We start from the raw sequence: 13,330 nt of genomic DNA, 5'->3' as shown, positions 1-13,330 counted from the left end.
ATGAAAAGGCACTGCAAGCGCTATCATGGCACGGCAGACCGGGATTTGGAGAAAAACGTGACAGCAATCTTTGCAGAACAGGCGCTTCTGCCCGACGGCTGGCACAGCAATGTGCGGATCGTCATCTCCGACGGCAGGATCGCCACGGTCGAGGCGAATACCTCGCTCCTGCCCGGCGACGAGCGCCGTGCCATCCTTTTGTCCGGCATGCCGAACCTGCACAGCCATGCCTTCCAGCGCGGCATGGCCGGCCTTGCTGAATTGCGCGGCCCTTCCGCCGACAGTTTCTGGAGCTGGCGCGAGGTGATGTACCGTTTCGCGCTGTCGATGACGCCGGACCAGGTCGAGGCGGTCGCGGCCCAGCTCTATGTCGAGATGCTGGAGGCCGGGTTCTCGCGCGTAGGCGAGTTTCACTATCTCCACCACGACCGTGACGGCCGGCCCTATACTGACATCGCCGAGATGGCGCAGCGCATCGTTGCCGCAGCGTCCGAGACAGGCATCGGGCTGACTTTGCTGCCCGTCTTCTACGCGCATTCCTCTTTCGGCGGCGCTGCGCCAAATGAAGGCCAGCGCCGGTTCATCAACGATGTGAAGCAGTTCTCGCGGCTTGTTGAGAAATGCCGCGAATCCATTCGCGCGCTGAATCAAGGTGTCGTCGGCGTCGCCCCGCACAGCCTGCGTGCCGTGACACCGGAGGAACTGGAAGACATCACGGTGATGGCGCCGGAGGGGCCTATCCACATCCACATCGCCGAGCAGATGAAGGAGGTCGAGGACTGCCTTGCCTGGTCCGGGGCGCGGCCGGTCGAATGGCTGCTTGCCAACGCCAAGGTCGACCGGCGCTGGTGTCTCATCCACGCTACGCACATGACCGAGACCGAGACGGTGCAAATGACGAAAAGCGGCGCCGTTGCCGGCCTCTGCCCGATCACCGAGGCCAATCTCGGCGACGGCACCTTTGCCGCGTCCTTGTTCATGCAGCATGGCGGCCGCTTCGGCATCGGCTCGGATTCAAACGTACTGATCGGCCTGCCGGACGAGTTGCGGCAGCTCGAATATTCGCAGCGCCTCGCCCACCGCGCCCGCAACGTGCTGGCGGTGGCCGGTGGCTCGACCGGCCGTGCTTTGTTCGATGCAGCGCTCGATGGTGGCAGTGCCGCGTTGGGCGCCGGCCTCTCGCAGATCGCAGCAGGTGCCTCGGCCGATTTCGTCTCGCTCGACGGCAAGCATCCATCGCTGGCCGGCAAGACGGGCGATGCAATCCTTGATGCCTGGATTTTTGCCAACGGCACCAAGGTCGATTGCGTCTGGGTGCATGGCAAGAAACTGGTCAGCGGCGGCATCCATGCCAGGCGCGATGCCATCGCCGAGCGCTTCCGCAAGGTGATGACGGCGCTTTCGGCATGAGCATGATCGGGACAATAAGCGCGGATTCCGGAAGCGCGGACGGCGGCGAGGTTCTTTCGCTGCACCAGCGCATCCTGTCGGACATCAGCGAACGGATCCTGTCGGGTGCCTGGGCGCCCGGCCACCGCATTCCGTTCGAGCATGAACTGACGGCCGAATACAGATGTTCGCGCATGACAGTGAACAAGGCCCTGTCGCAACTGGCCAAGGCCGGGCTGATCGAGCGCCGGCGTCGCTCCGGCAGTTTTGTCCGCCAGCCGCAGTCGCAGGCAGCCGTTCTCGAAATCCACGACATCCGGATCGAGGTCGAGGCACTTGGCCTGCCCTACCGCTACGAGCGCATGGCGCGAAACAGAAGGCGCAGCAGCGCCGACGACCGCGCCCTGCTGGAACTCGACGTCGCCGGGCCGGTGCTGGTGCTGGAATGCCGGCATTTCGCCGGCAAGCGGCCGTTCGCCCACGAGCAGCGGCTGATCAACCTGGCCGCCGTGCCGGAGGCTGCCGAAGAGGCGTTTTTCGACACGGCGCCCGGTCCGTGGCTGATCGGGCGCGTGCCGTGGAGTGCCGCCGAGCATCGGATTCGCGCCGTTGCCGGCGAAAAGCACATCGCGGCGGCGCTCGACATCGCGACCGGTGCGCCGTGTCTGGTGATCGAGCGGCGGACATGGAGCGCCGAGCACCCCGTCACCCATGTCCGCTTCACCTATGCGGCAGAGAACCACACGCTGGTGGCGCGGTTCACGCCGTCAAGGGGGTAACCCTCCCCCGCGAGGGGAGGGTCGCGGAGCAAATTGCCGCATGGCGGCATTTGTGACGCGGGTTGGGGTCGGTGCAACCTCGCCGACCCCACCCAGTCTCGCAGTCTCCGCTTCGCTCCGACTACTCGCCGACCCTCCCCTCGAGGGGAGGGTTAGGAGCCGCGCCTCAAATCGCCGCGGTAACAATAATCTCGACCAGATATTCCGGTCCGGCAAGCTTGGCTTCGCCGGTGGCGCGGGCCGGCGTGTTGCCTTGCGGTACCCATTTGTCCCACTCCGCGTTCATCTCGGCAAAGGTGCTCATGTCGGCCAGCCAGATGATCGCCTGCAGGATCTTGGTCTTGTCGGTGCCGGCCTTGGCCAGCAATTCGTCGATCGCCGCCAGAATGTCCCTGGTCTGGGCACCGACGTTTCCGCCCGGCTTGCCGACCTGACCGGCCAGATAGACGGTGTTGCCGTGGATGACGATCTGGCTCATGCGCGGGCCTACATCGATACGACGAATGCTCATTGGATATTCCTTCTCCTCTTGTCGCTGCGCCTGTTTAGGGGCCGGGTTCGCCGGGGGCAAGGCCGCTCGAGCGGAACTTCTTGAGCCAAGCCAAAGCACACAACAAGACGGCCCGGCCGCAATTCCGCCCGATTGGCTTGTTGACTAATGTAATAACATCACATATCGAATCCGCCCCTGCAGCACCGATCATCGCCCCATGGATCGTCACATGAGCCAAACCTGCCTGACCTTCCGCGACCTGACGCTGGGCTACAATAGCCATCCTGCGGTCCACCACCTCAATGGAACAATCCGCAAGGGATCGCTGACGGCGGTCGTCGGCGCCAACGGCTCCGGCAAGTCGACGCTGATGAAGGGCATTGTCGGCGTCCTAAAGCCGATGGCCGGCACGGTGATCCGGGCGCCCGGCGTACGCGCCGCCTATCTGCCGCAGCAATCGGAACTCGACCGCTCCTTTCCGGCCCGGGTCGTCGACCTGGTTTCGCTTGGCCTGTGGCCGCGGCGCGGCATGCTCGGCCGCTATACAAGGGAAGACCGCGAGTCGGTCAGCAAGGCGCTGATGGCCGTCGGCCTAGGCGGTTTCGAGAAGCGGCCGATCGACACACTGTCGGGCGGCCAGCTGCAGCGCACGCTGTTTGCCCGCGTGCTGTTGCAGGATGCCGAGCTCATCCTGCTCGACGAGCCGTTCAACGCTGTCGATGCCAAGACGGTCGGCGACCTGATCGCGCTGATCAAGCGCTGGCACGGCGAGGAACGCACGATCATGGTTGTGGTCCACGATCTCGATCTGGTGCGGCAGAATTTCCCCGAAACACTGCTCCTGGCGCGCCAGCCGATCGCCTGGGGCGAGACCAGGGAGACGCTGCAGCCGGAGAATCTGTTGCGCGCGCGCCGCTTCCACGAAGCCTGGGAGGACAACGCGCCATGGTGTGAGCCCGGCGAGCATGATCACGAGCACAGTGGCCACGAGCACGGCCATGACCACGACCATTATCACGGCTCCGGGCCGAGGGCGGCATGATGGAGGTGCTTTACGGTCTGTTCGTCGCTCCTTTCGCCGACTACGCCTTCATGCAGCGGGCGCTTGCCGGTTCGATGATGCTGTCGCTCGGCGCCTGCCCGGTCGGCGTGTTCCTGATGCTGCGGCGCATGAGCCTGTCCGGCGACGCCATGGCGCATGCCATCCTGCCGGGTGCTGCCGCCGGCTTCCTGTTCTATGGCCTGGAGATCCTGCCGATGACGATCGGCGGACTGATCGCCGGCATCATCGTGGCGCTCGGCGCCGGCGCCGTCTCGCGCTTCACCATCCAGCGCGAGGACGCCTCCATGGCGGCCTTCTATCTGATTTCGCTGGCCATCGGCGTGCTCATGGTGTCGATCCGCGGCTCCAGCGTCGATCTCATGCATGTGCTCTTCGGCACCGTGCTGGCGCTCAACAACGAGGCGCTGACGCTGATCGGCGGCATCGTCGTGGTGACGCTGGTCAGCCTCGCCATCTTCTGGCGGGCGCTGGTCGCCGAATGCCTCGACCCTTTGTTCCTGCGCTCGGTCAGCCGGATGGGCAGCCCGGTGCATTTCATCTTTCTCGGCCTCGTCGTGCTCAACCTCGTCGGCGGCTTCCAGGCGCTCGGCACCTTGCTGTCGGTCGGGCTGATGATGCTGCCGGCAGCGGCGGCCCGCTTCTGGACCTCGCGCGTCGAGCCGATGTGCGTGCTGGCCACAGTAATCGGCTTTGCCTCCTGTATTGCCGGGCTGCTGTTGTCCTACCATGCGTCATTGCCCTCCGGCCCGGCCATCATCCTGTCCGCCGGCGTCGTCTATTTCGCCTCGATCCTGTTCGGCACGCGCGGCATCCTGCGCGCCCGCATCGTCCATCACCGCCACAGAACTGCCTGATCCCAACAAGGAGAAACTGTCCATGCTGAAATCGATCCGCGCCGCTTTGGCCGTGAGCGTTATAACATTAACCGCCTTTGGCGCATCTTCGGCCTTCGCAGAGCCGTTGAAAGTGGTCGCCAGCTTCACGATCATCGCCGATTTCGCCAAGAATGTCGGCGGCGACCGCATCGATCTGACCACCATCGTCGGGCCGGACGGCGACGCCCACGTCTACGAGCCGAGCCCCGCCGATGCTGTGACGATGGCCAAGGCCGACATCGTGCTGGTCAACGGCCTGCATTTCGAAGGTTTTCTGCAGCGCCTGGTCGACGCCAGCGCCACCAAGGCTTCGATTGCCGTGCTGACCAAGGGGGTCACGCCGATCAATTTCAAACCCGAATTCGCCGAGGCCGATGCCGCCGAAGGCGCGGAAACCGATGGCGGCAAGACGGTCACCGATCCGCATGCCTTCCAGTCGATCGCCAATGCCAAGATCTATGTGAAGAACATCGCCGACGCCTTTTGCACGGCCGACGCTGCGGGTTGCGACAGCTACAAGGCCAATGCAGCCGCTTATACGCAAAAGCTCGAGGCGCTTGAGGGCGAAGTGCAGGCGGCGATCCAGTCGATCCCGCAGGAGAAGCGCGTCGTCATCACCTCGCATGACGCCTTCGGCTATTTCGAGCAGGCCTACGGCTTGACGTTCCTGGCCCCGGAAGGCGTGTCGACCGAGTCGGAGCCCTCCGCCGCCGACGTCGCCAAGCTGGTCAGCCAGGTGAAGCAGGACAAGGCGGCGGCGATCTTCGTCGAGAACATCACCAACCCGCGGCTGATCGAGCAGATCGCCAGCGAGACCGGCATCAAGGTGGGCGGCACGCTCTATTCCGATGCGTTGTCGCAGCCCGACGGCCCGGCCGCGACCTATATCGACCTGATGCACAACAACATCGCCCAGATCAAAGGCGCGATCCTCGGCAGCTGAGCTGTCTAGTCACTCCATCCGGTCGGGCTGAAATTGCCCGGCCGGATTTCTATCTAATGGCGGTTGCCGACCGGGTCCGGGAGTGGCAAGACTGCCGCTAGCCAGATTGTGAGGACCCCAGCCATGGAATACCGTCAGATCAGCGAGGACTATTCGGTCTCCGGCCAGATCCAGCCCGAAGATGTCGCGACCATCAAGGCCGCCGGCTTCAAGAGCGTGATCTGCAACCGGCCAGACGACGAGCAGCCCGGCCAGCCATCGGCCGACACCGTCAAAGCGGCAGTCGAGGGCGCCGGGCTCGCCTTCCGCTACATCCCTGTCATCAGCGGCCAGATCACCGCCGAGAATGTCGAAGACCAGGCCGAGGCGCTTGACGAACTCGAAAGCCCGGTCTTCGCCTATTGCCGCTCCGGCGCCCGCTGCACCAATCTCTATGGGCTGATCAAGCAGTCGAAGGGGTGAGAGGCCCACTCGCCGGGATGAGCGTGTGTGCTACGGGCGCTGCTCGCCGACCAGACTGAGCACACCGAAGAAAACCACGCTGAGAGCGACGAATAGCGCGAGAAAGCCAAGCGGAAACGTGCTGATCACCAGCAGGACGAAGCCCGCGAGGCCGATTGGGTAGCCGGTGAGGCACCACCAGCGCGACTTCGAATAGGTGAACATGCTCCAGTCATAAGCTTTGAGATCCCATACGCGAGCTCTAGGCCTCCAGGACCAATTGGTATTTAGGAGAAGTGAATCCCAATTCTTGGGATGATTTGCGAGGTGGATCAGGCCGCCGATCGTGCACGGCACCAGTCCAACAAAAAAGAGAGCAATCCCGGCAAGCTGAAAGTTAGACATGGACGACCACAACTTGGTTGTTCAGCTTTGTCATAGACCTTTCGAATGCAGACATCAAATTGACAGCGAACGCCGCTCAAATCGGCAGCGCGCCGGTTTCCTTCAGCGTCTCCAGCACGATCGCCGTCTTCACATGCTGCACCGATTCGTGCGGCAGCAGCACGCCGTTGACGAACTCCGACAATGATTTGAGATCGGGCGTCACCACTTTCAATATATAATCCATCTCGCCGGTCAGCGCGTGCGCTTCCTGCACTTGCGGCAGCCGCGCCACCAATTCGCCGAAGCGCCGCGCATTGTCGCGGTTGTGGGTGGCGAGCGTCACCGAGATGACATTGACCAGGGAAAAACCGAGCTTGTCGCGGTCGAGCACCGCCCGGTAACCCTTGATATAGCCGTCCTCCTCCAGCCGCTGGCGACGACGCGAGCACTGCGACGCGGACAGGTTCACCCGTTCCGACAGATCGTTGTTGGTCAGCCGTGCATCGCCCTGCAATAGAGCCATTATCTTGCGGTCAAACTGGTCGATGCGCGCCTCATCCATGGATTTTTCCAAACATATGCACAATTCACGCATTATCTGATCATTTCAAGCGTTTGAATGCAAGCACCATGCACCGCGTCCGCGTTATCATTGTGTTGAGATGGCTTTTCCCGGCCAACAACAGCTTTGGAGGACACTGCCATGGGTCCCTTCCCGCACGACGCACCGCCCGCCACGATCAGCAAAACCAATCCCGCCGGTACCGACGGCTTCGAGTTCGTCGAATTCGCGCATGCCAAGCCGGAAAAGCTCGCCGAGTTGTTCACCCGCATGGGCTATGTGCCGGTGGCCAAGCACCGCAGCAAGGACATCACCGTCTGGCGGCAGGGCGACATCAACTATGTCGTCAATGCCGAACCCGGCTCGCATGCCATGAAATTCGTCGACAAGCACGGCCCTTGCGCCGCCTCGATGGCGTGGCGGGTGGTCGATGCAAGGCATGCCTTCGATCACGCGGTGGCCAAGGGCGCGACGCCCTATGAAGGCAACGACAAGACGCTCGATGTGCCGGCGATCGTCGGTATCGGCGGGTCTCTGCTCTATTTCATCGAAACCTACGGCGAGAAGGGCTCGGCCTATGATGCCGAGTTCGACTGGCTGGGCGAGCGTGACCCGAAGCCGGAAGGCGTCGGCTTCTATTACCTCGACCACCTCACCCACAATGTCTATCGCGGCCAGATGGACAAATGGTGGGATTTCTATCGCGACCTGTTCGGCTTCAAACAGATCCATTTCTTCGACATCGACGGCAAGATCACCGGCCTGGTCAGCCGCGCCATCACCTCGCCCTGCGGCAAGATCCGCATTCCGCTCAACGAGTCCAAGGACGAGACCAGCCAGATCGCCGAATATCTGAAGAAGTATAATGGCGAGGGCATCCAGCACATCGCCGTCGGCACCGACGACATCTACGGCGGCACCGACAGGCTCGCCGCCAACGGCCTGAAGTTCATGCCGGGCCCGCCGGAGACCTATTACGACATGTCTTATGCCCGCGTGAACGGCCATGAAGAGCCGATCGAGCGCATGAAGAAGCACGGTATCCTGATCGACGGCGAAGGCGTCGTCGACGGCGGCACGACCAAGATCCTGCTGCAGATCTTTTCCAGGACAGTGATCGGCCCGATCTTCTTCGAGTTCATCCAGAGGAAGGGCGACGAAGGCTTTGGCGAGGGCAATTTCCGCGCCTTGTTCGAATCGATCGAGCAGGACCAGATCAAGCGCGGCGTGCTGAAGGTGGACGGCAAGGCAGCGTAGCCAACTCGGCCGAGGTGCCTTGTGGTTTGATCAATTATGACCTAAATTCTGGTCATAAGAGGTCTGACCATGAATGTTTCAATTGCCGAAGCCAAGGCCAAATTGTCGGAACTCGTCAGCCGCGCGGAAGCCGGCGAGGAGATCGTGCTCACACGCCACGGCAAGGCGGCGGCGCGTATCGTACCTCCGGCAGTGGCCGAACCCCTGCCGCGTATAGGCGCGTTGAAGGGCAAGATCTGGATTGCGGACGATTTTGATGAACTCGGTCCCGAGTGGGATGAGTACGTGAAATGACGGTCGGCCCGTTTCTCGCCGACACACACATCATCCTCTGGTCGATTTCGGACGATCGACGTCTTAGCGAGCACCACCGCGTCATTCTGGCTTCGGAAGCGGTGGTGTTCGCGAGCGCGGCAAGCGTCTGGGAAATTGCCATCAAACGTTCGATCAGAAAACTTAATGCGCCGGACGATCTGCCAGCGCTGCTTCCAAGGATGCAATTTCAGCCGCTCGCCGTAACCTTCCAGCACGCGAACGCCGTCGGCGGCCTACCCCACCACCATGGTGATCCGTTCGACAGACTTCTGATTGCGCAGGCGCAAGTGGAGAACCTCACCATCCTGACATCCGACCCGCATTTCGCTCGTTACGATGTGGCTTTGGCATGATTATCCAAGCAGTTGGTCTCGCAAGCCCAGCCGCTCAACCTCCGCTTTCCTGAGTTTCAGATCATAGCCGAGCAAGAACTCGTCGAGTTGCGGCGGTTTCACCGAGGTGCCGGATAGCATCGCGTGCACCTGGCCGCGATGATGGATGTCGTGGATGAAGAGATGGGCGAGCAGGTCACCGATCCGTTCCGGTATCATGCCGTCCTCGCGCCGGTCGGTGAGAACGCGGCGCTCGAGATCGTCCGCCGACAGGCGGCCGCAAAAGGCGATCAGCCGCCGATCGGCCTCCGCCTGTGCAACAAAAAGCGCCTTGGCATCATTGAACGGCACAAAATCGTCATGGGCGGCGGCGCCGACGCCGCCCTCTTCGAGAAAATCGAGATAGAGGTGATCGACCGCCAGGATGTGGTTCAGCGTTGCCTTGATCGACGGAAAGAAGCTCGTCCGTTCGGCTTCGAATTCGCCGGGCTCAAGCTGCAGCACGGCGCGGTAGAGCCGGTCGTTGGACCACAGATTGTTGGCTGCCATGCGCCGGAAATGGTTCAGCAGGTCCATGACTTCACGGCGCGACCCGGAATAGCGACACACCCGCCCATAGAAGCGCAAACCCAGCCAAAACAATCAGCAGCAGCCCGATCATGTGCCGCCGCATGGCTTGCGTTTCCTGGTCCAGCGCGACATTCGTGTTGGTGACGGTGTGAAACATCATCGCCTTGCGCGGAAAGCCGCTGCGGTTGGTCAGGCCTGGCGAGCGCGCCTCGATGCGATAGCTCAGGCGGATCGCCAGGATGAAGATCGCCAGCATGACAAGGGCCCAGACACCGCACAGCAGATAGAATGTCTCGCCCGTCATTCTCTTGCCCCCTCGTACTTCTCGACCCTCTGCTCGATGGCGCCGAAGATCGAATGCCCACCCCTGTCCTTCATCTCGATGCGCACGCTATCGCCAAAGCGCAGGAACGGCGTTTTCGGTTCGCCGGTTTCGATGGTCTCGATCATACGCAGCTCGGCGACGCAGGAATAGCCGGCGCCGCCCGCCGAGACAGGCTTGCCCGGCCCGCCGTCGAGCTTGTTGGAGACGGTGCCCGAACCGACGATGGTGCCGGTGGCCAGCGGCCGCGTTTTTGCGGCGTGAACAATCAGCGCCGGAAAGTCGAAGGTCATGTCGATGCCGGCGTTCGCCCGGCCGAACGGCTTGCCGTTGAGATCGACCAGCAGCGGCAGGCTGACCTTGCCGCCGTCCCAGGCATCGCCCAGCTCGTCCGGCGTCACCGCAACCGGCGAAAAGGCAGATGACGGTTTCGACTGGTAGAAGCCGAACCCCTTGGCGAGCTCGGGTCCGGTCAGGCCGCGCAGCGTTACATCGTTGACCAGCAAGACCAGCCGGATCGCCGCCCTCGCCTCGTCGAGGCTTGCGCCCATCGGCACGTCGTCGACGATGACGGCGACCTCGCCTTCCATGTCGATGCCAAGGGCGTCGTCGACCATGCGGATCGGGTCGCGCGGTGCGAGGAAAGCGTCCGAGCCGCCCTGGTAGATCAGCGGATCGGTCCAGAAGCTTGCCGGCATCTCGGCGCCGCGCGCCTTTCGCACCAGCTCGACGTGGTTCACATAGGCCGAGCCGTCGGCCCATTGGTAGGCGCGCGGCAGCGGCGAATGAGCGTCATGTTCGTGAAAGCGGGCAGACGGCACCGCATTATTCTCCAGCGATTCGGCCATCGCAGCGAGATGCGGCGCGATGCGATGCCAGTCGTCGAGCGCGGCCTGCAGCGTCCGCACCAGGAACGAAGCATCGGTAAACCGCGTCAGGTCGCGCGAGACGACGATGAGCTTTCCGTCGCGCGTCCCGTCCTTCAATGTGGCAAGCTTCATGCTTCCTCCCAAGGCGTTTATTCGTAATATTTGCCGGCATAGATAATTCTGGCCGCGGCTTTCCAAGGATTTTCATCCGCTAGAAACGCCGGGTCGCCGCGCCGACTGTCTTTGCTCCAGGTGACGGCCCAAGCGACAGCCGACTCAAGAAAAGTGGCTAACGAATTGTTTTCCCAGCCATTCCAGCTGATGTCAGGTCCTGCCGACCGCAACGCCTCCTTACGGTCGGCGTCCTCACGGTCGTTTCGCAGCGCATCGACGAACCGGACGAAAGACGGCAGGTCTTCCACCCTGTCGAGAAACAAGGAGAGCTGCGCCCAGGATGTCTCCTCGGATTTTCGCACCTCTTCCGAAAGCTTGTCGTTGGCCATCTTCACTCCCCAAGCCCCACAACAAGGCCGTCGCGGGCGATCGTCAAGTCGCCGGCCCATGTTTTCCTGACGGCGGCAATCCAGTCGGCCTCGCCGATCTCGGGATCGTCGGCCGGAATGAGGTGGTTGACGACTAGCCTTTTGACTTTGGCATCACTAGCAATGCGGCCCGCCTCTTCGGCAAAGCTATGGCTGGCAAGCAGGTGTTCCCTCAGCCTTGCGCCGTTGCCGGTCTTCGCGACCAGCCGCTCGATGCCTTCTTCCAGCATGGCCTCGTGGACCAGAATGTCGGCGCCCTCGGCGAAATCCGCCAATGGCGGAAAGAACGCCGTATCCGACGAAAAGACGATGCCTTGCCCCGCATGATCGAAGCGCAGCGCAAAGCAGTCCGTCACCGGCGGGTGGTCGACACGCAGCGCCGATATTTTGAGACCGCGCTCTTCGGCCACCTGGCCTTCACCAAATTCGACGATCGAGACCAGGTCGCGGAGATCCGGCCTGCCTTCATCGGCGATGCGGATCTCGATGTCGAACTCCATCGCCTGGCAAAAGCGCTGCCAATAATGGCCGATGCCGGGCGGGCCGAACAAAGTGACGGGCGCCGCCAGGCCGGCGGTCCAGGCGGTGTGGATGAGAGGTCCGAGTTCCAGAACATGGTCGGAGTGCAAATGCGTGATGAAGATCAGGTCGAGCGCCTTCAGGCTGATGCCGGCATCGGTCAGCCCGCGCGTTACGCCCAGCCCGCAATCGACGACGATGGTGCGGCCGCCAATCTCCAGCAGCGACGAACTCGGCCACGGGCCGCCGGGTCGCAGCGCCGGGCCACCCTTCGAACCCAGAAGCACCAGACGATCCGTCACGCGACGGCGCTCAAGACCAGTCGCCCTCTGGCGTGCCGTTGAAGCGCTTCTTCAGGCCGGCCCAGCAGTCGATGTAATTGTCCTGCCGGGTTTCGAGCTCGGCGCCATAGCGGGTCACCATTTGCGGAAAGCGCGTCTCGAACATGAAGGCCATGGTGTTGTCGAGCTTGACCGGTTTCAGCTCCGCGCGCGAGGCTTTTTCGAAACCAGACGCATCGGGTCCGTGAGCCAGCATCATGTTGTGCAGGCTGATGCCGCCGGGCACGAAGCCCTCTTCCTTGGCATCGTACTGACCATGAATCAGGCCCATGAACTCGCTCATGATGTTGCGGTGATACCAGGGCGGGCGGAACGTATCTTCGGCGACCAGCCAGCGCGGCGGGAAGATGACGAAATCGATATTGGCGGTGCCTTCCTCGCCGCTCGGCGCGGTCAGCACGGTGAAGATCGACGGATCGGGGTGGTCGAACAGGATCGCACCGACCGGCGAAAAGGTCGCAAGATCATATTTGTAGGGCGAATAATTGCCGTGCCACGCCACCACATCCAGCGGCGAATGGTCGATTTCGGTGACATGGAACTGGCCACACCATTTCGCGATCAGCCGACAGGGCGTGTCCTTGTCCTCGAACCAGGCGCAGGGCGTCTTGAAATCGCGCGGATTGGCCAAGCAATTGGCGCCGATCGGACCGCGATCCGGCAGCGTCAGCTTGGCGCCGTAATTCTCGCAGACATAGCCGCGCACATGCGGATCGACCAGTTCGACCTTGAACACCAGGCCGCGTGGCAGCACGGCAATCTCGCCCGGCCTGAGTTCGATAACACCCATCTCGGTGACGAAGCGCAAGGCTCCAACCTGCGGCACGACCAGCAACTCGCCGTCGGCGTTGAAGAAATGATCGTCGACCATCGAGCGATTGGCGACATAGACGTGTGCCGCCATGCCGGTCTGGCCGAGCACGTCGCCGGCGGTGGTGATCGAGCGCATGCCGGCGATGAAATCGGTCGGTTCCTTCGGCATCGGCACGGGGCTCCAGCGATACTGGCCGAGTGCGAGCTGATGGTCGCCGACGTTCGGCGCGCTTTTCCAAAGCGGATAATTCGCCGCTTTGAAGCGACCGGTGTGCCTGACGCTCGGCCTTATCCGATAAAGCCAGGAGCGCTCATTGGTGCCGCGCGGCGCGGTGAAAGGAGAGCCCGAAAGCTGCTCGGCATAGAGGCCGTAGGCCGGCCGCTGCGGCGAGTTTCGCCCTTGCGGCAGCGAGCCCGGCAGAGTCTCGGTCTCGAAGTCGTTGCCGAAACCCGGCATGTAGGAATAGGCCATGGAATCCTCCCGAATTCATGGTCTCGGAGCATCGTTTGCGCATCCG

The 13,330-nt window shown here is 62.5% G+C and carries 18 protein-coding genes; 9 read left to right on the top strand and 9 right to left on the bottom strand.

Annotated features, from left to right (window positions below; all coding sequences use genetic code 11):
• The first annotated feature begins 57 nt into the window (after positions 1-57).
• Together NKH41_RS21440 and hutC are read left to right on the top strand one after the other, a co-directional pair.
• Positions 58-1,410, top strand: coding sequence for a formimidoylglutamate deiminase (locus tag NKH41_RS21440; RefSeq protein ID WP_352933810.1), 1,353 nt, complete (start codon positions 58-60; stop codon positions 1,408-1,410).
• Complete coding sequence (hutC, locus tag NKH41_RS21435; RefSeq protein WP_352933807.1) at positions 1,407-2,168, top strand: histidine utilization transcriptional repressor HutC; 762 nt, start codon at positions 1,407-1,409, stop codon at positions 2,166-2,168. Before NKH41_RS21440 ends, hutC begins: the two co-directional genes overlap by 4 nt.
• A gap of 166 nt (positions 2,169-2,334) precedes the next feature.
• Here hutC and NKH41_RS21430 read toward each other — a convergent pair whose 3' ends face one another.
• A complete protein-coding gene (locus NKH41_RS21430; RefSeq protein ID WP_023674415.1) occupies positions 2,335-2,679 on the bottom strand; it encodes a RidA family protein in 345 nt (114 codons plus the stop codon).
• Between the two features lie 211 nt (positions 2,680-2,890).
• Between NKH41_RS21430 and aztA the strand changes: the two genes are divergently transcribed.
• From aztA to NKH41_RS21410, 4 genes are all read left to right on the top strand, one after another.
• On the top strand, positions 2,891-3,703 hold the full coding sequence (aztA, locus tag NKH41_RS21425; RefSeq protein WP_352933804.1) for a zinc ABC transporter ATP-binding protein AztA: 813 nt from the start codon (positions 2,891-2,893) through the stop codon (positions 3,701-3,703).
• Positions 3,703-4,578 carry a zinc ABC transporter permease AztB gene (gene aztB, locus NKH41_RS21420; RefSeq protein ID WP_352457155.1) on the top strand — a complete coding sequence of 292 codons (876 nt, stop codon included), beginning with the start codon at positions 3,703-3,705 and terminating at the stop codon, positions 4,576-4,578. Before aztA ends, aztB begins: the two co-directional genes overlap by 1 nt.
• A gap of 22 nt (positions 4,579-4,600) precedes the next feature.
• Positions 4,601-5,542 (top strand): zinc ABC transporter substrate-binding protein AztC, encoded by a 942-nt coding sequence (gene aztC, locus NKH41_RS21415; RefSeq protein ID WP_352473647.1) that lies wholly within the window; start codon positions 4,601-4,603, stop codon positions 5,540-5,542.
• A 123-nt stretch (positions 5,543-5,665) separates the two neighbouring features.
• Positions 5,666-6,004, top strand: a complete 339-nt coding sequence (locus NKH41_RS21410) for a protein tyrosine phosphatase family protein (RefSeq protein ID WP_352473646.1) — start codon at positions 5,666-5,668, stop codon at positions 6,002-6,004.
• 30 nt (positions 6,005-6,034) lie between these two features.
• Here NKH41_RS21410 and NKH41_RS21405 read toward each other — a convergent pair whose 3' ends face one another.
• Both NKH41_RS21405 and NKH41_RS21400 read right to left on the bottom strand, forming a co-directional pair.
• A complete protein-coding gene (locus tag NKH41_RS21405; protein WP_352501459.1) occupies positions 6,035-6,208 on the bottom strand; it encodes a hypothetical protein in 174 nt (57 codons plus the stop codon).
• Between the two features lie 256 nt (positions 6,209-6,464).
• Positions 6,465-6,932 (bottom strand): Lrp/AsnC family transcriptional regulator, encoded by a 468-nt coding sequence (locus tag NKH41_RS21400; protein WP_023674409.1) that lies wholly within the window; start codon positions 6,930-6,932, stop codon positions 6,465-6,467.
• 141 nt (positions 6,933-7,073) lie between these two features.
• On the opposite strand from NKH41_RS21400, the gene hppD reads away from it, so the two are divergent.
• From hppD to NKH41_RS21385, 3 genes are all read left to right on the top strand, one after another.
• Positions 7,074-8,189: a 4-hydroxyphenylpyruvate dioxygenase gene (gene hppD, locus NKH41_RS21395; RefSeq protein WP_352542358.1), complete on the top strand. Its 1,116-nt coding sequence runs from the start codon at positions 7,074-7,076 to the stop codon at positions 8,187-8,189.
• A 69-nt stretch (positions 8,190-8,258) separates the two neighbouring features.
• Positions 8,259-8,483 (top strand): type II toxin-antitoxin system Phd/YefM family antitoxin, encoded by a 225-nt coding sequence (locus NKH41_RS21390; RefSeq protein ID WP_352473643.1) that lies wholly within the window; start codon positions 8,259-8,261, stop codon positions 8,481-8,483.
• Complete coding sequence (locus tag NKH41_RS21385; protein ID WP_352542356.1) at positions 8,480-8,857, top strand: type II toxin-antitoxin system VapC family toxin; 378 nt, start codon at positions 8,480-8,482, stop codon at positions 8,855-8,857. Before NKH41_RS21390 ends, NKH41_RS21385 begins: the two co-directional genes overlap by 4 nt.
• Here NKH41_RS21385 and NKH41_RS21380 read toward each other — a convergent pair whose 3' ends face one another.
• From NKH41_RS21380 to hmgA, 6 genes are read right to left on the bottom strand one after another with little or no spacing between them, the layout of a single operon-like run.
• Positions 8,858-9,412, bottom strand: coding sequence for a DinB family protein (locus NKH41_RS21380; protein WP_352542355.1), 555 nt, complete (start codon positions 9,410-9,412; stop codon positions 8,858-8,860).
• A 4-nt stretch (positions 9,413-9,416) separates the two neighbouring features.
• Positions 9,417-9,710, bottom strand: a complete 294-nt coding sequence (locus NKH41_RS21375; RefSeq protein WP_352617748.1) for a hypothetical protein — start codon at positions 9,708-9,710, stop codon at positions 9,417-9,419.
• Positions 9,707-10,729 carry a fumarylacetoacetate hydrolase family protein gene (locus NKH41_RS21370; RefSeq protein ID WP_352933801.1) on the bottom strand — a complete coding sequence of 341 codons (1,023 nt, stop codon included), beginning with the start codon at positions 10,727-10,729 and terminating at the stop codon, positions 9,707-9,709. The genes NKH41_RS21375 and NKH41_RS21370 overlap by 4 nt, the downstream gene beginning before the upstream one ends.
• Before the next feature lie 17 nt (positions 10,730-10,746).
• Entirely contained in the window at positions 10,747-11,100 is a 354-nt protein-coding gene (locus NKH41_RS21365; RefSeq protein WP_352933798.1) for a DUF7660 family protein, read from the bottom strand.
• Positions 11,101-11,102: 2 nt separating this feature from the next.
• Positions 11,103-11,960, bottom strand: a complete 858-nt coding sequence (locus NKH41_RS21360; protein WP_352617754.1) for an MBL fold metallo-hydrolase — start codon at positions 11,958-11,960, stop codon at positions 11,103-11,105.
• A 10-nt stretch (positions 11,961-11,970) separates the two neighbouring features.
• Positions 11,971-13,284, bottom strand: coding sequence for a homogentisate 1,2-dioxygenase (gene hmgA / locus NKH41_RS21355; protein WP_352933795.1), 1,314 nt, complete (start codon positions 13,282-13,284; stop codon positions 11,971-11,973).
• Positions 13,285-13,330: the final 46 nt, after the last annotated feature.

The sequence above is a fragment of the Mesorhizobium sp. M1169 genome (assembly GCF_040318345.1).
Classification (GTDB): Bacteria; Pseudomonadota; Alphaproteobacteria; order Rhizobiales; family Rhizobiaceae; genus Mesorhizobium.
The sequence above is the reverse complement of the archived record's forward strand: the minus strand, read 5'-3'. Positions and strand labels throughout refer to the sequence as shown.